The organism is Klebsiella sp. BDA134-6, from assembly GCF_015601345.1.
In the GTDB taxonomy this organism is placed as follows: Bacteria; Pseudomonadota; Gammaproteobacteria; order Enterobacterales; family Enterobacteriaceae; genus Klebsiella; species Klebsiella grimontii.
This window is the reverse complement of the sequence record NZ_CP064784.1, coordinates 2675479-2695878: the sequence shown is the minus strand read 5'-3', so window position 1 is coordinate 2695878 and position 20400 is coordinate 2675479. Positions and strand designations below refer to the sequence as shown.

At 54.9% G+C, this 20400-nt stretch carries 17 protein-coding genes and 2 pseudogenes; 11 read left to right on the top strand and 8 right to left on the bottom strand.

What is annotated here, in order from left to right; all coding sequences use genetic code 11:
• The first annotated feature begins 11 nt into the window (after positions 1-11).
• Positions 12-1022, top strand: coding sequence for a type I glyceraldehyde-3-phosphate dehydrogenase (gap, locus tag IYV58_RS12415; protein ID WP_139530012.1), 1011 nt, complete (start codon positions 12-14; stop codon positions 1020-1022).
• Positions 1023-1314: 292 nt separating this feature from the next.
• Here gap and IYV58_RS12410 read toward each other — a convergent pair whose 3' ends face one another.
• Both IYV58_RS12410 and IYV58_RS12405 read right to left on the bottom strand, forming a co-directional pair.
• Positions 1315-2136: a hypothetical protein gene (locus tag IYV58_RS12410; RefSeq protein ID WP_227676929.1), complete on the bottom strand. Its 822-nt coding sequence runs from the start codon at positions 2134-2136 to the stop codon at positions 1315-1317.
• A gap of 746 nt (positions 2137-2882) precedes the next feature.
• Positions 2883-3650, bottom strand: a complete 768-nt coding sequence (locus IYV58_RS12405) for an arylamine N-acetyltransferase family protein (RefSeq protein WP_004121008.1) — start codon at positions 3648-3650, stop codon at positions 2883-2885.
• A gap of 38 nt (positions 3651-3688) precedes the next feature.
• Between IYV58_RS12405 and IYV58_RS12400 the strand changes: the two genes are divergently transcribed.
• Complete coding sequence (locus IYV58_RS12400) at positions 3689-5185, top strand: aminotransferase-like domain-containing protein (protein ID WP_195729645.1); 1497 nt, start codon at positions 3689-3691, stop codon at positions 5183-5185.
• A 201-nt stretch (positions 5186-5386) separates the two neighbouring features.
• Positions 5387-6283, top strand: a complete 897-nt coding sequence (locus IYV58_RS12395) for a LysR family transcriptional regulator (RefSeq protein WP_004121011.1) — start codon at positions 5387-5389, stop codon at positions 6281-6283.
• 78 nt (positions 6284-6361) lie between these two features.
• Here the strand turns inward: IYV58_RS12395 and IYV58_RS12390 are convergent, their stop codons facing one another.
• The 3 genes and pseudogenes from IYV58_RS12390 to IYV58_RS12380 form a co-directional block, all read right to left on the bottom strand.
• A complete protein-coding gene (locus IYV58_RS12390; RefSeq protein WP_049115665.1) occupies positions 6362-6949 on the bottom strand; it encodes a LysE family translocator in 588 nt (195 codons plus the stop codon).
• Positions 6950-7364: 415 nt separating this feature from the next.
• A pseudogene (locus IYV58_RS12385) lies at positions 7365-7673 on the bottom strand (sigma factor); the annotation flags it as partial.
• 28 nt (positions 7674-7701) lie between these two features.
• Positions 7702-7947, bottom strand: a pseudogene (locus IYV58_RS12380) (tetratricopeptide repeat protein); the annotation flags it as partial.
• A gap of 116 nt (positions 7948-8063) precedes the next feature.
• On the opposite strand from IYV58_RS12380, the gene IYV58_RS12375 reads away from it, so the two are divergent.
• The 3 genes from IYV58_RS12375 to IYV58_RS12365 all read left to right on the top strand — a co-directional run bounded on the left by IYV58_RS12375 (position 8064) and on the right by IYV58_RS12365 (position 9902).
• Positions 8064-8465: a nuclear transport factor 2 family protein gene (locus IYV58_RS12375; protein WP_259474222.1), complete on the top strand. Its 402-nt coding sequence runs from the start codon at positions 8064-8066 to the stop codon at positions 8463-8465.
• Between the two features lie 69 nt (positions 8466-8534).
• A complete protein-coding gene (locus IYV58_RS12370; protein ID WP_004121014.1) occupies positions 8535-9155 on the top strand; it encodes a histidine phosphatase family protein in 621 nt (206 codons plus the stop codon).
• 267 nt (positions 9156-9422) lie between these two features.
• Complete coding sequence (locus tag IYV58_RS12365) at positions 9423-9902, top strand: RrF2 family transcriptional regulator (RefSeq protein ID WP_004121015.1); 480 nt, start codon at positions 9423-9425, stop codon at positions 9900-9902.
• Between the two features lie 64 nt (positions 9903-9966).
• Here IYV58_RS12365 and oqxB read toward each other — a convergent pair whose 3' ends face one another.
• Positions 9967-13119 carry a multidrug efflux RND transporter permease subunit OqxB gene (gene oqxB / locus IYV58_RS12360; RefSeq protein ID WP_004121016.1) on the bottom strand — a complete coding sequence of 1051 codons (3153 nt, stop codon included), beginning with the start codon at positions 13117-13119 and terminating at the stop codon, positions 9967-9969.
• 23 nt (positions 13120-13142) lie between these two features.
• Positions 13143-14318, bottom strand: a complete 1176-nt coding sequence (locus IYV58_RS12355) for an efflux RND transporter periplasmic adaptor subunit (RefSeq protein ID WP_004121017.1) — start codon at positions 14316-14318, stop codon at positions 13143-13145.
• 334 nt (positions 14319-14652) lie between these two features.
• Here IYV58_RS12355 and IYV58_RS12350 point away from each other — a divergent pair, with 334 nt between their 5' ends.
• Positions 14653-15048 (top strand): helix-turn-helix domain-containing protein, encoded by a 396-nt coding sequence (locus IYV58_RS12350; RefSeq protein WP_004121018.1) that lies wholly within the window; start codon positions 14653-14655, stop codon positions 15046-15048.
• Between the two features lie 57 nt (positions 15049-15105).
• Here IYV58_RS12350 and IYV58_RS12345 read toward each other — a convergent pair whose 3' ends face one another.
• Complete coding sequence (locus IYV58_RS12345) at positions 15106-15927, bottom strand: AraC family transcriptional regulator (RefSeq protein WP_004121019.1); 822 nt, start codon at positions 15925-15927, stop codon at positions 15106-15108.
• Positions 15928-16004: 77 nt separating this feature from the next.
• Between IYV58_RS12345 and IYV58_RS12340 the strand changes: the two genes are divergently transcribed.
• The 4 genes from IYV58_RS12340 (at position 16005) to IYV58_RS12325 (ending at position 20081) form a co-directional block, all read left to right on the top strand.
• On the top strand, positions 16005-18044 hold the full coding sequence (locus tag IYV58_RS12340) for an FUSC family protein (RefSeq protein WP_087829518.1): 2040 nt from the start codon (positions 16005-16007) through the stop codon (positions 18042-18044).
• Positions 18034-18249 (top strand): DUF1656 domain-containing protein, encoded by a 216-nt coding sequence (locus IYV58_RS12335; protein WP_004121021.1) that lies wholly within the window; start codon positions 18034-18036, stop codon positions 18247-18249. The genes IYV58_RS12340 and IYV58_RS12335 overlap by 11 nt, the downstream gene beginning before the upstream one ends.
• On the top strand, positions 18246-19118 hold the full coding sequence (locus IYV58_RS12330) for an efflux RND transporter periplasmic adaptor subunit (RefSeq protein ID WP_087829520.1): 873 nt from the start codon (positions 18246-18248) through the stop codon (positions 19116-19118). The genes IYV58_RS12335 and IYV58_RS12330 overlap by 4 nt, the downstream gene beginning before the upstream one ends.
• A gap of 162 nt (positions 19119-19280) precedes the next feature.
• A complete protein-coding gene (locus tag IYV58_RS12325) occupies positions 19281-20081 on the top strand; it encodes a hypothetical protein (RefSeq protein WP_049114494.1) in 801 nt (266 codons plus the stop codon).
• Positions 20082-20400 lie beyond the last annotated feature (319 nt).

Genomic DNA, 20400 nt, shown 5'->3' with positions numbered 1-20400 from the left:
AGGAGTTAATTATGGTAAAGGTCGGTATTAACGGTTTTGGCCGTATCGGACGCAACGTACTGCGTGCTGCACTGGGTCATCCGGATATTCAGATTGTGGCGATCAACGATTTGACGGACAGCAAAACGCTGGCGCATCTGCTGAAATACGACTCGCTGCTTGGTAAGCTCGACGCCGACGTTACCGCCGGTGAAGGGCAGCTTGTGGTTGACGGTCAACCCATTACCGTATTCAGCGAACGCGATCCGGCCAATATCCCGTGGCGTCAACGTGAAGTCGATATCGTCATTGAAGCTACCGGATTCTTCACCGATCGCGACAAGGCGTCTGTGCATATCCATAGCGGTGGCGCAAAGCGCGTGATTATCTCCGCCCCCGGCAAAAACGATGATTTAACCATCGTGATGGGCGTTAACGATGGCCTCTACTCCCCGGATAAACACTACGTGGTCAGCAATGGTAGCTGCACCACCAACGGTCTGGCGCCTGCCGCGCAGGTTCTGCACCAGCATTTCGGTATTAAGCACGGTTTGATGAACACCACCCACGCCTACACCAACAGCCAGGCGCTGCACGACCAGCCGGAAAAAGATCTGCGCGGCGCTCGCGCCGCTGCGCTGTCGATTGTGCCTTACTCCAGCGGCGCAGCGAAGGCGCTGGGCAAGGTTATTCCTGAGCTGGATGGCCGCTTAACGGGATACTCGCTGCGCGTCCCCGTGCCGGTGGTATCCATTGTCGACCTGACCGTGACGCTGGCGCGAGATGTGACGGCCGAAGAAGTGAATAATGCCTTCCGCGAAGCCGCCGCGGCGGGACCGCTGAAAGGGATCCTCGGCTATAGCGATGAACCGCTCGTCTCCAGCGACTACCAGGGTGACCCGCGCTCGTCGATTATCGACGGTCTGTCAACGCTGGTGATTGGCGGCAATATGGTCAAAATTCTGGCGTGGTACGACAATGAATGGGGATTCTCTAACCGCCTCGTTGACCTGGCGCTGATGATGGCAAGGCGTGAACGTTAATTCACTGCGGGTGTTATTGATAGTTGACATCACTCTGTCGCGGAGAACTTCTTTGGTGACGCGCAGCAGGCCCCTCTGAGCGCCTGATAAAAAGCATAAATGCCCTCGAAGGGCATTTATGCTTTAGCGGTAATGCGCGGCGGGTCAGTATTTTTTTAACCACTATTCCTGCCGTTCCGGAAAATAGTTAGTGCACAAATAACGCGATTAAAATAATGATAGGGATTGGCACACCCAGAAAGAAAAGCAATATTGAACGCATAGGTTCCTCCCGTATAATGAGTATTAGACGTTATAAATCACGCTGACGGCCGCCATAGGTGGCACAAAGACTGGCAACAAAAGCGCCAATTAACAGAGAAATAAATGACCACAGGGTAACGTAGCTGGTGGTTTTTCTGGCGGCGTCAGCGGCCTGCTGCGCTTTATCTTTCGCCTCTTTCAAATTAGCCTGGGCTTTATCATAAACCGCCTGTACCCGTTGCTCGGCCTCTTGCTGACTTATACCGGTATTCTGAGCAACCAGCTGCGCCACATAGTTCAGATCATCCTGGGGAAGCGCGCCAGAATAAATACTGTTAGCAAATATGCCCGTCACCTCGGCTAATTGAGCGGGAGACTCCGCCTTTGGTGGCACAGGATGATTCATGGCCATGACATCATTGCCTGATGCGTTGCTGTTATCTGCCGGAGTGGAGCCGCTCGCCCTGAACAGTGAGCGGGTAAAATATTCCATCGATGACTTCGATAACATCGAGGATCCGTCCCCAGCCTTATTCATGGCAGTAGCCGTCGCGCCCCCGGCAACGGAACCCATGACTTTTGCGCTGCCGCCGATCAGGGAACTGATGGTGGTGGTTAAAAGAACGGCTGATACCAGCAGCGCCACCGCCCATGTCAGAAAGCCATGCGCCGTGTCGCGGAAATAGATTTCATTGGTATGCGTGTCAACCCATTTAGTCCGCAGCCTTCCGGCCAGATACCCCCCCATTCCTGAGGCCACAATTTGGGTAAATGTCAGCCAGGCGATGGCGGCAATACCGACGATCCCCGCCGCAAGGCCTTGATTTTCCCACGGTGAAATTGAAGTAAGGCCCAATCCGGCGCCAAGCATGAGCAGCATAAGCGCCAGCGAGGCGGCAGCGGCGGCGCCTGCAAATATCGCCCCCCATGATACCGCGCTCGCGCTGTTAACTGCGGCCGCGGGCACCTGCCTGGCGGTTTCCTGACTGCTAATAGAGGTAGAGTCGTAGATATTCGTCATTTACGTTGTCCTTTGAAATAACTCATTAGTCCTGAAGTCGTTTGGCATAAACGTTCACCGCAGACATTAACCCGCCAGATCTGCGATAATATCGAGCGGGATAATTATCGTCAGCCGCTATCGCTCGCCGCTTAAATAGCGGGCGATCGACCAGGGACCAATTATCTAAATGAGTACGAATTGCTAGCGTATGAATTTAATCAACAATTCTATTTTAGTAGATGATTTTGTTTTAACCATTTTTAATCGCCAAAAATATCACCGCATAGCCATAACAAACTGTAAACAAAGGAAATGTCGGGGAGAATAGATTTTATCGACAATATTTTTCACAGGACTATACCGCCCAGTCTTTATGGAATTATCTTAATTTTACGCGGGTAATTGACTGAATGGACTTGGTTATTAAAAGTGGCGTACATTTTCGATTTGCATTATCGATGATTTAATATCCCGGCCTGAACCGTAATACATTGCTGGCGGCCGATGGGGGTATATCAACTGAACAAAGGGAATACAGGGAAGGTTCGCTTCCCTTCCCCGTTATATCGGCTTCGTATTCGTCTCGCCGCGGGCTAGCTTGCCCGTTTGACTAATTAGCGAGCAGACAAAGCAAAGCGGTTCTCAAGCGCATGCGCAATTTCATCTTCCGCCAGCCACTGCTTCTCTACGCGGTCGGCGGTAATACTCTTAAGCATATTGCCCAGCAGAATAAAGCGCCCCTCGGGCTGATGCTGTATCACCAGCAGCTTTTGTACAAAGACCGCATCGGGATGCGTGGAGTTAAGAAAATTGGCCGGAACAAAATCAATCCACTCCTGAGGTGACAGGTCAAAACCGTATTGATTGGCCCAGCTTCCCTCAACTTTTGCCTGCAGCAGGTAGTCTCCATGCGCATCGCAGCTAAGCCGGAACGCATCGAAATCCTGGATAATGTCCGTATCAAGTTCGTCCAGGGCCAGCGGCGCGCGGATACCGTAGCTCCCAAAGCCAAGGTCGCAAAGCCACTGACGCCCCTCCACTTCCGCGACCACCGCCATATGGGTTTTAGGCCGGCGCGCAGGATAGAACATGGGCCGCGCCGCGACAAACCGCCAGGCAATACCCAGCGCTTCCAGCGCCATGGTAAACAGCCCGTTGAGTTCATAGCAGTAGCCGCCCCGTCTCTGCCGTAAGAGCTTATTGGCAATATCATCGGGCTCCATCGACACGATTTTACCTGCCTGTACGTCCAGATTTTCGAAGGGGATGGCAAAGAGCTGGTGACGCATCAGCGCGTGTAGCGTTGCGGTATCCGCTGCCGCAGGCCCGCTATAGCCTATGCGGCGGAAGTAAAGTGAAAGGTCGAAACTGTCGCTGTGCATGTGATTTCCTTGGCTGGATTGTGTTGAACCCACTATAGATGGCGCCCCGCAACGACTGTATAGTCAGATTTATCAAAAATCAGACTATACAGATGACGATGTCCGACCCACTCCCGCCGATTCCTCACTACCGCCGAATAGCCGATATGCTGCGGCTGACGCTTGCTTCAGGCGCTTTGCGGGCAGGCGATCGCATTATCTCCGCGCGCAAACTGGCCGAGCGCGAGCAGGTCAGCCTCCCCACTGCGCTCGAAGCCCTGCGTCATCTTGAGGCGGAAGGCCTGATCATCGCCCGACCGCGTTCAGGCTACTTTGTCCGCCAGATAAACACCTCCGGAGACGTACAGCGCGCAGCATCTTTATCCGGCCCCGTGCCGGTGACCATGTCCGCCATCGCCCGCTCGTTGTTCGGTAGCGCTGAAGCGCGTCTGGTGCCGCTTGGCGCCGCGCTACCCGATACCGCCTGGCTTCCCGTCGATGCCTTGCAGCGGGCGTTGCACACTGCCGGACGTCGGCTTGACGCGCGCGGGCAGAGCTACAGCCTACCCCCGGGAAGAGCGGACCTGCGCAGAAAGATTGCCGCCCGCGCGGCACAGTGGGGGGCCCTTTTTGGCGCTGATGACCTTATCATCACGGCAGGCGCAACGCAGGCGCTACGCCTGGCGCTACGCGCGGTATGCCAGCCGGGCGATGCGGTGGCGATTGAGCGGCCCGCCTATTTCGGCACGCTTCTGCTGTTGGAGGATCTGGGGCTGAAGGCATTACAGATCCCCACGGACCCGATTGAGGGATTATTGCTGGCGCCGCTTGAAGAGGCCATCAAGCGCCACCGTCCGACAGCCGTTCTGGCCTCACCCACGGTGCAAAATCCGCTGGGCGCCAGCATGCCCGTCGCGCGCAAGCAGGCGCTGGTGGCCCTGCTTGCCGATCGGGGCATCCCTTTAATTGAAGACGATGTCTACGGCGATCTGGCCGGTGGCGCGCAGCGTCCGCCCGCGTGTAAAGCCTTCGACAAGGGCGGAAATGTGATTTATTGCAGTTCTCTGTCGAAAACCCTGGCGCCGGGCTGGCGAATTGGCTGGATTGCTGCCGGACGCTATCACCCGGCGGTGTTGCAGGCCCGCATGGCCGGGGAATGGGCAGGCGCGCCGCTGATTGAAGCCGCGGCGAACGAGATCCTCGCCAGCGGAGATTATGACCGGCACCTGCGCCACCTGAAGCTGCGGATTGCGGAAGGTATGCGGGCCATCATCGCCAGGGTTGACGCCTGCTTCCCACCGGGCACGCGCGTAGCGGCTCCCGAAGCCGGCTTTCTGATTTGGGTCAAACTGCCCGCCGGGATCGATGCGATGGAAGTCCATCGTCGCGCCCTCGCCCTGGGAATTGGCGTCAGCCCAGGGCCGCTGTTTTCCCCTGGCGCGGCGGAACTGCAAAACTACCTGCGCCTGAACGGTGCGAACGATCCCACGCCCGCGCTTTTGCATGCCGTGGAGCAGCTCGGGAGCTTATGCCATGAATTAATCAGGGGCCAATGATGGCGGATATTGCCTGAAGCGGTAAATTATACATCGTCATATTGTCTCCATTGACTTCCTTAAGCTGATGGACAGGCCTGCCGCGCTCGGGGCTTTCTGGCAAAAGAGATGTTTTTTGGAGATGAAATCAGGATATGCTAACTGTATGATTGACTGGATAAATCTCAGTCTTAGCGCTACTTTGCCGCCACAGGAATGTAAATGATCGATGACATCCGTTACCTGATTGTTTTTGCAAAAATTGTAGAGGCAGGTTCAATTTCAGGTGGTGCAGACGCTTTAGGGCTGACTACCGCGACGGCAAGCACGCATCTCTCTAAGCTTGAGCGAAATCTTGGCAGCGCGTTGCTCTACAGAAATACCCGCAAGCTCTCCCTGACTCACGATGGCGCAAGTTTGCTCGAGACAGCAAATGCTATGCTCGAGCTCTATGAAAAGGGATTTATCGAATTTAAACAGCGTACCATTTCAACAACCAATAAACTGCATATTTCGCTACCTGCCGTTTTTCAAAATAGTGTATTTACGCACCATCTTGCCGCTTTTATAAAAGAATATCCGGATGTTTGTCTGAATATTTCCTATAGCGATACGCGTAAAGACATCATTGCGGAAAGTATTGATGTGGCATTTCGTATTGGCGATCTGCCGGACAGCTCGCTCAAAGCACGGCATCTTTTTGTATTGCCGCGAAAAGTGGTGGCATCAAAGCAATGGTTAAGCAATTACAAACCTGTCAACCATCCTGATGATTTAGCAAAAATGCCCTGGATTGGTCTGACTATGCGACAGAACAGCCGAGAGTTCAGACATACTAATGGTGAAGTGGCCATCATAAAGTACACCCCAACGGTTTACGTTGATAATGTCGAGGCCGCCTATGCGCTGGCAAAACAACAGGTAGGGTTAGTTGCTCCTCCTGCCTATCTCAGTAAAGAGGATATTCAGCGCGAAGAAATGCAGGAGGTACTCCCCGACTGGTCATTAGAACCACTGAAAGTTTATGCCATTTGGCCCTCCAATATCTCGACCAGCAGCATCGCCTACACCTTAATAAATAAAATTTACCACGCTTTTGAGCATCATATATTAGATTAACTAACAAACAGGCGAACGACTGAACGCCTGGCGTTCATTGCCAGGCAGTTAAGCCGGCATCAATAAATGGGAAGCCGATCATTGAAAAGAGAGCATATAGCAAGCGGTCATGATCAGTAACCCACCCATCAGGACGTTAAATACACGGATCCGCTGAGCGCTACTTAGTAATGTTGATACTTTATTTCCCAGTATTGCCCATGCAGCCAGAGAGATGTAACACACTGAAAAATAGATAATTATAAAGGTAATCAGCATTGTGTGGGTTGACGAATCAGAAAATAGCGCCACCCCAGATGCACAGGCGATCCAGGCTTTAGGATTGAGCCACTGGAGTAAAAAACCCTGAACGAAACCTGGGGTATCTGTTTTTTTCAGAGATAACTCAGGTTGGGACGAAGCTATCTTATAACCCACAAATATAATAAATGCTGAACCGGCGATATTAAGATATTTTAAGAAGAGTGGATACGACTCGATAACGGCATAGAACCCAAAACCGACAAGGATAAGTAATAGCGTAAATCCTATGGTAGCACCTGAAACAAACGGAAGGGTTTTTCTAAATCCATGGTTCGCCCCTGAAGATATAATAACCATATTCACCGGACCTGGCGAAAAGGACATCGTCAGAGCGAACATAAACATTGCCAAAATCAAACTCATTTTCTCTCCATACTCTTATGAATGCATAATAAAACAGCGTCGATTTTTCTTGCATGACCGTATTTTGTTATAGTGACAGGTTACAGAAAAAATCGGGTGAGATTAAGTGGGTTTTCTTTAAGGGTGTATTAGATTTTTTATGTGATAATTTCGATAAAACATGAAATTTAATAAAACAATAAAGAATTTATAGTTCATCACCGGGAAATAAGTCACGTTAACCGCATTGATACAAGGGCCATAAACCTTGAATCCTATAAAAAACAGCGCGCACGTTTACCCGCTAAACACTGCAAGGATTATCACCATGATGCGTATCGTGCCTGTCTTCGCTCACGGATCGTTAATCAATCCCCTTTTGTTATGTGCCAGCCCGGCCAGCAACAGTATCAATGCCAGGAAAACACCCATTGAACTTCACATAGTGCAGACGAGCCTCATCCTGTTCGTCTGTATCCGGCGCCAGTAAATCATCGCTTTCGACGAACCCCCGCCCCTGACGCACCCGGCGGGCGCGCACTTCTGATATTCAGATGGAATGCAGAATTGTAAATAACCAGCGATCTATGCGTGTGCCAGGGGTGAACTGCGCGCTTTTTTCAAGCGCGCGGACACAGGTACACAGAACCAGTTCTTCGGCAACTTCACGGTTACGCGTCAGAACCAGCCCATAACGCCACAGGCGTGTCAGATGTTCAGCAAGATGCTGACGGACGTCGCTGATCGTGATTTTTTTATCCTCATCTCCTTATTCAGGACTCAGGATGACCGTCGATCGCAGCCTGGAGATCCCGGTACTCCTCGCAGCTATGGCCGCACAGCGCGGCGATAGTTTTCAATTGCGCTTTTGCCAGGTCAGGACGACCTTTCGCCAGCCATGCTTCACCAAGATATTCACGTACTTTGGCATAGGTCGGATCGAGCGCGATTGAACGCTGATAGTAGCCGATGCCCTCATCGGTACGTCCCAGCTTACGCGTGGCATAGCCCCGTTTATTCCTGCACCTTTCTGTTAGACCATGATGGCGACGCAGTGAAGCGGGTTATCTGGTCGCCAAATAAGTGATAGCCAGGAGCGGATATTGCTTTCCAGCGATTATTGCCCTAAGAGTTAATGACCGAGGTTATGAGGACAAACACTGTGCTTCTGGAGACGCTTAAAGGACTCGAATGTTCTCTTCATGGCGACAAGCGCAAAGAGCGGGAATGGCTTGAGCAGATACTTCATGAGGAATTTAGAGAAATAACACGATCGGGTGTGCTAGTTGATCGTGCTGAAACAATAGCGGCACTTTCTACTGAAGAATATGTTCCGCCTCTTCTCAGTCGAGATTTCAGACTTATCAGCGTTAGAGATAATTTCGCAATCTTACACTACAGGACTTTTCATCAAGATGGCAGCCGTGCATCTCTTCGTTCCTCATGCTGGGAAATGTCAGGGAATGGCCAATGGAAAATGGTATTCCATCAGGGTACTCCGGAGTCAAATGGCAAGAAGCGGACACTCTCGCCCTGAGCCTGGCGAAGCATTTCGCTAAAGCAAATAACAAACGGTCGTCACGTTGGATAACGGATCTCAAATACGATGAAAGTGATATGGGTGAGGCACGCAGAAACCGAGTGGAATCAAAAAGGAATTATTCAGGGACATCGCGACAGCGTCGTAACCCACCGCGGTATGCAAGAAACAGCGGCGTTACTGACAGCGCTGACGAAAGAGGCATATCCGATAGAATGTGTTTACAGCTCCCCGCTTGGGCGCGCCTGGCACATGGGGCTGAAGCTGTCTCAAGGTCTTGGCTGCCCGCTAAAAGTTGAAGCATCTCTTAAGGAACAGTCATTTGGTTGCTTTGAAGGGATATCTTTCGAGCACTTCAGGCGAGACAATCCGCATGATGCAGATGCGTTGCTCGCCCGTGATGCAGCGTATTGTCCCCCGGAGGGAGAGTCGTTAGCTCAGGCCACAGGACGCGTGATAAATTTCTTACAACACCTGCAAAATACCAATGAACATCAGATCGTCTGTGTTGTTTCTCACGGGCATGTCAGTCAGGGCGTACTGGCGATACTTAAAGAAGGGACTCTCGATAACTTCTCTCGCTATGCTCACCCCAATGCGAGTTACTCTGTTCTCGATTTTATGGACGGCAAAGGCGCCGCGCTCAGTTGGGGGATGGCTACCCACCTTATTCAACGTCAACGGTAAACTGCCATTAAGACCACAGCGGTCCTATGTGCCCGAGCGGGTATTAGAAGTGATGAACCCATGATTTTGCTGATACATTTTTCATCAATGCCTCAGCCATGGCGTGAGGCGTCAGCTAGCCCCCGATCTCACTCACGCTTTTTTACATAGTGGCTAAAGCGCAGATTGCTTCAAAAAAATTACCGTATTTGGTATATTGTTGTTTATTGCTTACTCACCTCTGCGGTGCCAAAAAGAACAAGATTCACCGCTACCCAGGATAAAAAAATGTTAGATTACCGCTTCCCGACAGCTTTGCAGATGGTTCTCAGCGTAGCAATGGCGGAGCAGTTGGGTGAACGTTCGACGAGTGCGATTCTGGCCTACGGTCTGGAAGCCAACCCGAGCTTTATCCGCAAACTCATGGTTCCTCTTACCCGTGACGGCATCATCGTCTCTACGCTTGGCCGCAACGGCTCTATTCATCTTGGCCGCCCGGCGGAAGAGATCACCCTACGCGATATCTACGTCTCCGTCATCGAAGATAAAAAGCTCTGGGCGTCGCGTCCTGACGTCCCCGCCCGCTGCGTGGTCAGCGCGAATGCGTGCTGGTACTTCAAATCTATCGCCGATGAAGCGGAACAGGCTTCGCTACAGGTACTGGCGCGCCACACCGTGGCAAGTGCGCTGGAAGAAGTGAAAAAAGCCGATACCAGCGGGTGCGATCCGGTGCCTGAACTTATCGCCAAGTATAAAGAAGCCCATTAATTTTCCTTGAGCGCAAAAAAAACCGCCTTCACTGTGAAGACGGTTTTTTGTTATCTGCCGCACCCTACGCCGGCGAAACGTCCTCTACCGGTTTACCGCGCGTCACGAATTTACGCAGCGTCACATAGAACACCGGAGTCAGGAACAGACCAAACAGCGTCACCCCCAGCATCCCGGAGAATACCGTAATCCCGGTGACGCCACGGACTTCCGCGCCCGCGCCGTGGCCGAGGATCAGCGGGATGGTCCCGGCGATAAAGGCGATGGAGGTCATCACGATCGGGCGTAAACGCAGGCGGCACGCTTCCAGCGCCGCTTCCATGATCCCTTTCCCCTGCATTTCCAGCTCGCGGGCAAACTCGACGATCAGAATCGCGTTTTTACAGGCCAGCCCCATCAGCACCACCAGACCCACCTGCACGAACACGTTGTTATCGCCCCCGGTCAGCCAGACGCCAAACAGCGCAGACAGCATCGTCATCGGTACGATAAGGATCACCGCCAGCGGCAGCGTCCAGCTTTCATACAGCGCCGCCAGCACCAAAAACGCCAGTAGTACCGCCACCGGGAAGACGATCAGCGCCGTATTGCCCTGGGTGGCCTGCTGGAAGCTCAGGTCCGTCCATTCAATATTCATCCCGTTCGGCAATATCTGTTTAGACATCTCGTTAAGCTGCGTCATCGCTTGCGAGGAAGAGAGTACGCGAGGGTCGGCGTCGCCAATCAGATCCGCTGCCGGATAACCATTGTAGCGAATCACCGGGTCCGGTCCGTAGGTGGTGCTGATATTTACCATACTGCCGATCGGCACCATTTCGCCCTGATTATTGCGGGTACGCAAATTGGCAATATCCTCCACGCTTTCGCGGAACGGACCGTCGGCCTGCGCCATGACGCGCCAGGTACGCCCGAACTGGTTAAAGTCATTGACATAAGAGGAGCCCAGATAGGTTTGCAGCGTACCGAACAGATCGGTCAACGACACGCCCTGCGCTTTCGCCTTATCACGATCGACCTGCACATCCAGTTGCGGAACGTTAGCCTGGTAGGTGGAGATCGGGAAATGCATCCCCGGCGTCTGCATAATCGTACCGGACATCGCGTTCACCGCGCTTTGCAGCGCGCCGTAGCCAAGACCTGCCCGGTCCTGAATATAGAGCGAATAGCCGGAGCCCTGACCCAGCCCTAAAATCGGCGGCGGCAAAATCGAGAAGCCAAAGCCCTGCTGGATTTGCGCGATTTTGGCGTTAATCTCGGCGTTAATTTCCGCCGCCGAATGTTTACGCTGGTCGAACGGCTTCAGGCCAAAGAAGACCGTCCCGGTATTCGGCGTATTGGTGAACTGCAGCGCATTCAGCCCCGGGAACGCGACCGCATAGTCCACGCCTTCGGTATTCATCCCGATTTCGCTCATTTTACGGATCACCGCATCGGTGCGCGCCAGCGAAGATCCTTCCGGCATTTTCACGCCGCCGATTAAGTACAGCTTATCCTGAGTCGGAATAAACCCGCCGGGGACGATTTTAAACATGACGCCTGCGGCGCAGAGCAGCAGCAGATACACCGCAAACACCGCCCCGCGTCGTCCGAGCGTTTTACCCACCAGCCCCTGATAGCCGTTCGAGCTGCGGTGGAAAAAGCGGTTAAACGGACGGAAGATCCAGCCGAACAGACGATCGATAAGCCGGGTCGGGAAGTCCTTCGGCGCGCCGTGCGGCTTCAATAGCAGCGCGGCCAGCGCCGGAGAGAGCGTCAGCGAGTTGATGGCCGAAATCACCGTGGAAATCGCGATCGTCACCGCAAACTGCTTATAGAACTGACCGGTCACGCCCGAGAGAAACGCCATCGGGACGAACACCGCGCACAGCACCAGCGCAATGGCAATGATCGGCCCAGACACTTCACGCATCGCCTGATGCGCCGCGGCAAGGGGAGCCAGCCCCTCCTCGATATTTCGCTCGACGTTTTCCACCACTACGATGGCGTCATCCACCACGATGCCGATAGCCAGCACCAGCCCGAACAAGCTCAGGGTATTCAACGAGAAGCCCAGCAGGTAGAGAATGCTGAAGGTTCCCACCACCGAGACCGGCACCGCGATCAGCGGAATAATCGACGCGCGCCAAGTTTGCAGGAACAGGATCACCACCAGCACCACCAGCACCACCGCTTCCAGCAGCGTTTGCACGACCGCGCGAATGGAGTCGCGAACAAACACCGTCGGGTCGTAAGGCGCCGCCCATTGCATATCCTGCGGGAAACGCTTCGACAGCTCGTCCATTTTGGCGCGCACCGCGTTCGAGAGATCGATGGCGTTCGCCCCCGGCGACTGGAAGATACCAATTCCGACCGCATCTTTATTGTTCAGTTGAGAACGCAGCGCGTAGCTGCCGGAGCCCATTTCGATACGCGCCACGTCGCGCAGGCGCACCAGCGAGCCGTCCTGCGCCGTTTTGAGAATAATATTGCCAAACTCTTCTTCGGTATGCAGACGCCCCTGGGCATTAATGGAGATCAGGAAATCGCTCTCTTTCGGCAGCGGCTCGGCGCCAAGCTGCCCGGCGGAAACCTGGACGTTTTGCTCCTGCATCGCCGTGACCACATCCGATGCTGTCAGCCCGCGCGCCGCCACTTTATTGGGATCGAGCCAGACGCGCATCGCGTATTCGCCCGAGCCAAAAATCTGAATTTGGCCGACGCCGGGCAGGCGCGCCAGTTCATCCTTCACCTTAAGCGTGGCGTAGTTACGCATATACAGAGAGTCGTATTTACCGCCGGGCGAAAACAGATGCACCACCAGCGTCAGCGTCGGCGACTGCTTCTGGGTGGTGATCCCCAAACGCCGCACATCTTCCGGCAGACGCGCTTCGGCCTGCGATACCCGGTTTTGCACCTGGACCTGCGCCTGATCCGGGTCGGTACCCGGACGGAAGGTGACGGTGGTCACCAGCACGCCGTCGGATCCGGCGACGGATTTCATGTACATCATGTTTTCAACGCCGTTGATCGCCTCTTCCAGCGGCGTCGCCACGGTCTCAGCGATCACTTTCGGGTTGGCGCCGGGATACTCCGCGCGCACCTGCACGCTGGGCGGCACGACGTCAGGATATTCGCTGACCGGCAGCAGCGGGATGGCGATTAATCCGGTGATAAAAATCAGAATCGACAGCACCGCGGCGAAAATTGGCCTGTCGATAAAAAAGCGGGAAAAGTCCATGGGTCGGATTCTCAGATAAGGGATCAGTTAAGGGCGGTGCTGGCGGTCATAGCCACGGTTTTCGCGTTAACCGGCATCCCCGGCATAAACACTTTTTGCAAACCCTCGACGATGACTTTATCGCCAGGCTTCAGCCCCTGCTGCACGATGCGCAAACCGTCCGCCAGACGCCCCGGCGTAATATCACGACGCTGCGCTTTACCCTCTTTATCAACGACATAAACATATTTACGATCCTGATCGGTCAACACCGCTTTGTCATCGATAAGCGTGGCGTTGAACTCCGCGCTGCCCGGCAGGCGGACGCGGGCAAAGAGCCCCGGCGTGAACTGACGCTGGGCGTTATCCAGCAGCGCGCGCATCCGGATCGTGCCGGTACTCGGCGTTAACTGATTATCAAGAAAATCCACTTTCCCCTGATGGGGGTAACCCTCTTCGCCAACAAGGCCAATCTCAACCGGCAGCGCCAGGTGATTGCTCGACGCGCCCTGCCCGCTGCGGGCGAGACTTTGATAGTGAAGGTAGGTCGACTCGTCCACGTCAAAGTAGACGTAAACCGTCTTTTGCGATACCAGCGTGGTCAGGACGCTGGCGCTGTCGCCAGCCGTGACCAGGTTACCGCTGGTGATCAACGCGCGGCTGGCGCGGCCATCGATAGGCGCGGTCACTTTGGTGAAATCCAGGTTAAGCTGCGCGGCGTCGACCGCCGCCTGCGCGGCGCGGATGTCGGCCTGCGCCTGGGTGGCCGCCGCACGGCGCTGCTCCCACTCTTCGCGGGAAACCAGATTGGTATTGACTAATTTATCGGTACGATTAGCCTCGCTTCGCGCCAGGCTGGCCTGGGTTTTGGCTCTCGCCAGCGTCGCCTGCGCCTGTTCCAGCGCGGCGCGATAGGTTCTGTCATCGATAGTAAACAGCACCTCGCCCTTTTTCACCTCCTGGCCGTCGGTGTAATTCACTTTATCAATGTAGCCGGAGACGCGGGGTCGGAGCTGAACGCTTTCCACCGCTTCAATCCGACCGTTGAAGCTATCCCACTGGCTGATGGATTTGACGACCACGTCAGCGGCGCTGACCGCGGGCGCTTGCGGCGCGGCGTTTTGCGCGACTCCCTCATCGCATCCGACGAGGAGCGCGGAGAGTAACATCACGCCCGGCACAGTCAGATGAAAGTTACCCCAGGTTTTTTGCAGGCTCATTATTTTTATTCCGGTATTGGTAGCCGCCGGGCAAGACGCAGCGGAAGACGCCGCGCCACTTCCTTTGTCCGGGCTGGCTTAAGGCCATTTGTGTCGTTCATCGCCACAAAACTGTAACAATTGCAAATACACTATCGCGGCGATTGTAGGAAGGCGCTAAATTTAGTGCAAGAATAATTGTTGCACTTTATGTGCTATTCCTGGCACAGGAAAAAGGCGCGTTTTCACCGGGGATTTAAATGCAACAATAAAACTTGCAATTAACGCAAAAACGGGCCACCTTTAAATGCAACAGATAAAGATGCTTTTTAATACACTGCGTTGAGGAGACAAGATGAACACTGGCGCATTCATTCACGATTTACTCGACTGGATCGACAACAATCTTGATAGCCGGCTTGACATTGGCACCGTCGCCAGGCGAGCCGGTTATTCGAAATGGCATCTGCAGCGGCTATTTAAGGAGCATACCGGTTATCCCCTCGCCGAGTATATTCGGGCGCAAAAGTTACAAAAATCGGTCGAGCGCTTAGCCCACAGCGACGAACCGATTTTGAACGTGGCGATCGCCCTCGGCTTTGACTCCCAGCAGTCCTTCAACCGCAGCTTCAAGCGTCAGTTCGGCCAGGCGCCCGGCGCATGGCGACGCAGTATCGGCTGCGCGCAAACGCAGGGGTTACGCCAGCAATCCGCTCCCCTGTCGGAAAAAGGCTTACGCTCTCAGCGTTGATCCCATTGCAGTCTCTGCCCCGAACAGTTTGGCTGGCGGCATACTGCCAGCTTCACCTCACACCTTATCAAGGCCAGGCGTCACTGCGGGCTCCGCCGTTCTTCGACCGGCAAAATAGTGCGCGGGCGTGCTGCCCATCGTTTTTCTGAACATAGTGATAAACGCGTTTACCGACTCATAGCCCAGATTAGCCGCCACGTTTTGCACCGATACCCCGCTTGCCAGCTCCCGAAGGGCAATAATCAAATGCAGCTGCTGACGCCATCGCCCAAAGGTCAGCCCGGTTTCGCGCAGCATCAGGCGGGCTAATGAGCGCTCGCTGAGCGCCAGCCGTTTCGCCCAGACTTTAAAGGTGCTGCGATCCTCCGGGTGGCTGACCAGCGCATCCGCCATAGCGCGGATCTTAGGGTGCGCCGAAACCGGCAGGCTTAATTTCTGCTGCGGCATGGCGGCAAGTTCATCAAGCGTCACTCTGATCAATCGGCCGACATGGCTCTCCGCCGGATAATCAACCTCCTCAGTCGTTAGGCGGTCGACGAGCTCTTTAATCAGCGGTGAAATCGCCAGGGTGCAGCATTTCTCCGGCAGCGCGGCGGCGCCGGGTTCAATAAACAAATAGTTGAGATGCGCATTCCATGTCGCTTTGGCACTGTGCGGGATCCCGCCGGGGATCCACACCGCGCAGTCTGGCGGCACTATCCAGATATCGTTTTCCGCGCGACAAATCACCGCCCCATAGAGGGCAACGATCAGCTGGCCTTTGCGGTGGGTATGAACCGGCACTTCTGCCGCATAATCAACGAAATCAATATGCCGCGCGACGGCCGGGTTCGACGTGCTATCGGGATCAAACAGGGTATGGGCGAGTCTGGATGGCATTTTATTGGCAACATTTAGGTATTTTTTGACAGAATAGAGTATTTAAGGACCTACGCAAAGCGGGAATAATTCCCGCCATGAGCAAATTATCTTTCCATCACAGCCCTCTTTTGCACGCGATAAGCCGTTGGTCAGGTCGCATGGCCACGCCCGCGCTGCTGAGCGATGCCCATGCCCTGCTCTATTCGATCAGGAGTTTTGCCGCCGCGATGCTCGCGTATTACCTCGCCCTGGCGATTGGCCTTGAACGGCCCTCGTGGGCGATCATCACCGTCTATATCGTGTCGCAAACTTCGGTAGGCGCCTCCCTGAGCAGGAGCCTCTATCGCCTGGCGGGTACCGTGGCCGGCGCGGGGGCCACGGTATTGATTGTGCCCACGTTTGTGAATACGCCGATTTTATGCAGCGTGATGCTGACAGGCTGGATCACCTTCTGCCTCTATTTGTCACTACTTGAACGCACACCCCGCGCCTATGCCTTTGTGCTGGCCGGTTATACCGCAAGTCTGATTGGTTTTCCCGCCGTCGCCGATCCCGGCACGGTGTTTAACATCGCCATCATCCGGGTACAGGAGATCGTGATTGGCATCGCCTGCGCCGCGCTGATCCACCGCTACATTCTGCCTACCCGGATATCAGGATTGTTCAACAGCAAATTAGCGCAAACGCTTGACGCCGCGCGACAGCGGATTGCCGACACGCTGGCAGGCAAGTCCGATGCGCAGTCAGAACCGCTGCACCTGGCGCTGGCGCTGCAGTTCCTGCAGGGTATCAGCCACCACATCCCATATGATTTCGCTCTTTCGGTGCCGGTCCGCCAGGCCAGGAAAGCGCTCCATGACCGGCTGGCGCGGTTAGTCATTGTCAACGGTGAATTACGCGACCGTTTGCAGGCGATCGCGCAGATGCCCGCCGATACGCGGACGCTGCTGGATGACGTTCAGGCCTGGCTGAATTGCGGCGATAGCGGAAAACGCAAAAACACCGCGAAAACGCTGCAACAGCGCAGCGCACAGTTAGCACAGCGATACGCCGCGCAGACGCTGACCTTTGAGGATGCGCTGCAGGTGAATTTCTTACGCTACATCGCTGAGTCGATTGCCCTCCTGCAGCAGTGCGAACGGCTTTCAGAGGCCATCCATCACGCCAGACCCGCGACAATGCAGGCGGAAGACCGTACGGCGAAAGGATATGTATTCCATCGCGATCCCCTCAGTGCCGCCCGAACGGCGCTGGGCGCGTTTGTCATCATCCTGAGCGGCTGTCTGGCATGGATTTATTCCGCCTGGCCGGATGGCGGCACGGCGGTGTCGATTCTGGGGGTTTGCTGCACGCTGTTTGGCAGTTTCGACACCCCGGCCCCGCATATTGTGAAATACATTATCGGCTCGGTCTGGGGCGTAATAATAAGCCTGATCTATAGCTTCGCCCTGCTTCCCCCGATCGGCGATTTCCCCGTGCTGGTGGCGGTACTTGCCCCAGTCTATCTGCTTGCCGGATCGCTGCAGGCGCGCCCCCCCACCACCTTTATGGCGATGGGGATCACCCTGACGCTGCCTGTGCTCTGCGAGCTGGGCGCGCGCTACAGCGGGGACTTCGCCGACGCGGCCAACACCGCTATCGCCCTGTTTTTGGCAACCGGCTTTGCGGTTATCGGCATGAGTCTGCTGCAAACCGTGCAGGCGGACGCGGCGATAAACCGTCTGCTGAAACTGTGCCAACGCGATATTCGTCGCAGCGTGAACGGCGCGTTTAGAGGCGATGAAACGCACTGGACCAATCTGATGATCGACCGGGTCGCCCTGCTGCTGCCACGCTTGCCGCGCAGCGGGCAATCCTCCGCACGGGCGCTCGATCGCCTGGTGCACTTTCTGCGCATAGGTCTCTGCGTGATGCGCCTGCGCCGCTGCGAAACGCCCGCCGGCAGCGATATCCACGAGGTGCTTTATCGTCTTACCCACACAACGGAGACCGAAGCCTTACGCGAGCGCATTGCCGCCATGGCGGACAGCTGCTTGCCCACGACGGATGAACATTCACGCCAGCTTGTCGACAGTCTGGTCGATCTGCACTGTGCGTTACGAGCGCAAAACGAGGAACCGACGCATGATCAATGACATCAATATCGGCGGGGTTTTTATCCCCGGCCTGCTGCTAACCGCACTCATTGCCCTGGTCTGTACGCTGTTACTCGTGCCGCTTTTCTCTGTCAGCAGGCTTTACCGCCGCCTGCCCTTACGCCCGTTGCTTGATGTCTCAACCTATATCGTGACCTTTTTCCTGCTTTTGCAGGGCCTGACCACACTGGGGTTATTCGCATGAAATCTTTATTCTCTTTGCTCGGCCGTTACGCGCTGACGTTAATCGCAGTAGCGGTGGCGGCTTTCGTGGCGTTTATTTTCTGGAAACAGTATGCGCAGACGCCATGGACGCGCGATGGCCGCGTGCGGGCAGATGTGGTGCAGATTGCGCCGGACGTTTCCGGGCCGGTGAGCAGCGTGGCGGTGCGGGATAATCAGTGGGTTAACCGTGGCGATGTACTTTACGCCATCGACCCGCGTTGGCTAAAGCTGGCGGTGCTCAGCGCGCAGGCCGACGTCGAGGCAAAGCGTCATGAGATGGTGATGCGCCAGGATGCGGCCCGGCGACGCGCGCTCATCAAAGGAGTCATTTCCGGCGAGGACATCCAGCAAACAGGCAGCGCAGCGCGCGTCGCGGCGGCCAATTACCAGGGGGCGCAGGCTGCGCTGGAACTGGCGCAGCTGAATTTATCCCATGCGACTGTGCGCGCACCGGTTGCCGGCTACGTCACGCATCTTCGGCTTCGCCCCGGCGACTATGCCACGGCGGGAGAGACCAGGGTCGCCATTGTCGATGCGCACAGTTTCTGGGTGGTGGGCTATTTTGAAGAGACCAAGCTGCATCATATCCGCGTCGGCAGCGCTGCGCACATTTCGCTGATGGGGTTTGACCCGCTCATCACCGGGCATGTGGAAAGTATCGGCCGGGGGATCGACGATAACAATGACGAGACGGGCGGGCTGGGGCTGCCGGATGTCAATCCCACCTTCAGTTGGGTGCGGCTTGCGCAGCGAGTCCCTGTCCGTATCCAGCTAGACAAAATTCCGGAAGGGATTGAGCTGGTGGCGGGATTATCCGCCAGCGTTTCCATCCTGCCTGAAAAGCCCTGACGGCAGGCGTAGCGGAGGATCGGGCTACGTGGCTCAGGCTCTCCCCCCATAGTGGACACGAGACTAAATGAGGAAACGATGCGTCCTTCAAAAATATCTGGCCCGAATATACCGAACTCGATATTCTGTAATGCTTTGTATTTTTTGTGAACAGGAAAAAGTATGCTTAATGCGTTACCCGATTTACATAGAAGTTTTGCAGAGCAAATCAAGCTTAACGTTCAGTCTGACGCCCGGATTCACTCCCTGCTCGCGGGCGGCTCGCTTATTCATGGCGGATTTGATAAATACTCCGATTTGGATTTTGTCATTGTAGTAGACCCTCTCTACTATGATGAAATCATGGCGCAGCGTGTGGCGTTCGCCGAAACACCAGGCAACCTACTGCATGCGTTCACCGGGGAACATGTCGGAGAGCCTCGCCTGCTGATATGCCTGTATGGCCCTGAACTCCTCCATGTCGATCTGAAATTTGTCACCCTGGACATGCTCACTCAACGTGTTGAGGAGCCGGTGGTGTTATTTTCTCGCGATCGCCATGCCCTGGAGCGACAGCTGGCAAAATTTAGTGCCCACTGGCCTGACATGACGCCGGAGTGGTTTGAGTCCCGAGCCTGGATCTGGCTTCATTATGCGGTGGTTAAACTGGGAAGGGGCGAACTTTTCGAAGCGATTGGTATGCTGTCATTCTTCCGTGAGCAAGTGCTGGGACCGATGCTGTACCGTCGCGCCAATCTACCGCAACGTGGGGTTCGCCGCATTGAATGTCACAATATCGATCCTGAAGGCCTGCTGACCTCCACGCTGGCCACGCACGATCGTGACTCCGTCAGCATCGCCATCAGAAAGGCGGTTGATGCTTATATCAATCTGCGCGCTGATGCGCTGCCGGAAAATATCGCGGACGATGCGGCACGACGGGCGCTCCTTGCCATGCTGAAAGTGTATTCGGAAAGGGGTTAAGCGAGACTTCCGGCCACTTACCTGGCCGGAATCTAAAACCATCGTGGAAGATGCCGCCAATACTCAAATCCCAGGACAAACATCGCTATCCGGGAAACTACTCGTGACAACTGGAATTCTCGTCAGAGAGTCTGACACAAATCATTGAAGGCCCGCTTATCGTTCAAAGCAGTCCATCAACATCTGAGCGCTAAAATTTAACTTGAGGTGCAATATTTCCCGTTTTCCAGACGGCCCCCGTGAAGCCTGTAAACCCCAAAGTGGTTCATCTGAATGGATAAATAGAGTATCCAGGCATCGCGGGCGCGTGATAAATTGC

Coding starts and splice junctions, on each gene's coding strand:
- IYV58_RS12330 (WP_087829520.1), top strand. CDS start 18,246: ATGAAATCTTTATTCTCTTTGCTCGGCCGTTACGCGCTGACGTTAATC.
- IYV58_RS12345 (WP_004121019.1), bottom strand. CDS start 15,927: ATGCCATCCAGACTCGCCCATACCCTGTTTGATCCCGATAGCACGTCG.
- IYV58_RS12400 (WP_195729645.1), top strand. CDS start 3,689: ATGGCGCCCCGCAACGACTGTATAGTCAGATTTATCAAAAATCAGACT.
- IYV58_RS12410 (WP_227676929.1), bottom strand. CDS start 2,136: ATGCTTGGCGCCGGATTGGGCCTTACTTCAATTTCACCGTGGGAAAAT.
- IYV58_RS12370 (WP_004121014.1), top strand. CDS start 8,535: ATGAAAGTGATATGGGTGAGGCACGCAGAAACCGAGTGGAATCAAAAA.
- gap (WP_139530012.1), top strand. CDS start 12: ATGGTAAAGGTCGGTATTAACGGTTTTGGCCGTATCGGACGCAACGTA.
- IYV58_RS12350 (WP_004121018.1), top strand. CDS start 14,653: ATGAACACTGGCGCATTCATTCACGATTTACTCGACTGGATCGACAAC.
- IYV58_RS12340 (WP_087829518.1), top strand. CDS start 16,005: ATGAGCAAATTATCTTTCCATCACAGCCCTCTTTTGCACGCGATAAGC.
- IYV58_RS12375 (WP_259474222.1), top strand. CDS start 8,064: ATGACCGAGGTTATGAGGACAAACACTGTGCTTCTGGAGACGCTTAAA.
- IYV58_RS12365 (WP_004121015.1), top strand. CDS start 9,423: ATGTTAGATTACCGCTTCCCGACAGCTTTGCAGATGGTTCTCAGCGTA.
- IYV58_RS12325 (WP_049114494.1), top strand. CDS start 19,281: ATGCTTAATGCGTTACCCGATTTACATAGAAGTTTTGCAGAGCAAATC.
- IYV58_RS12395 (WP_004121011.1), top strand. CDS start 5,387: ATGATCGATGACATCCGTTACCTGATTGTTTTTGCAAAAATTGTAGAG.
- IYV58_RS12335 (WP_004121021.1), top strand. CDS start 18,034: ATGATCAATGACATCAATATCGGCGGGGTTTTTATCCCCGGCCTGCTG.
- oqxB (WP_004121016.1), bottom strand. CDS start 13,119: ATGGACTTTTCCCGCTTTTTTATCGACAGGCCAATTTTCGCCGCGGTG.
- IYV58_RS12390 (WP_049115665.1), bottom strand. CDS start 6,949: ATGAGTTTGATTTTGGCAATGTTTATGTTCGCTCTGACGATGTCCTTT.
- IYV58_RS12405 (WP_004121008.1), bottom strand. CDS start 3,650: ATGCACAGCGACAGTTTCGACCTTTCACTTTACTTCCGCCGCATAGGC.
- IYV58_RS12355 (WP_004121017.1), bottom strand. CDS start 14,318: ATGAGCCTGCAAAAAACCTGGGGTAACTTTCATCTGACTGTGCCGGGC.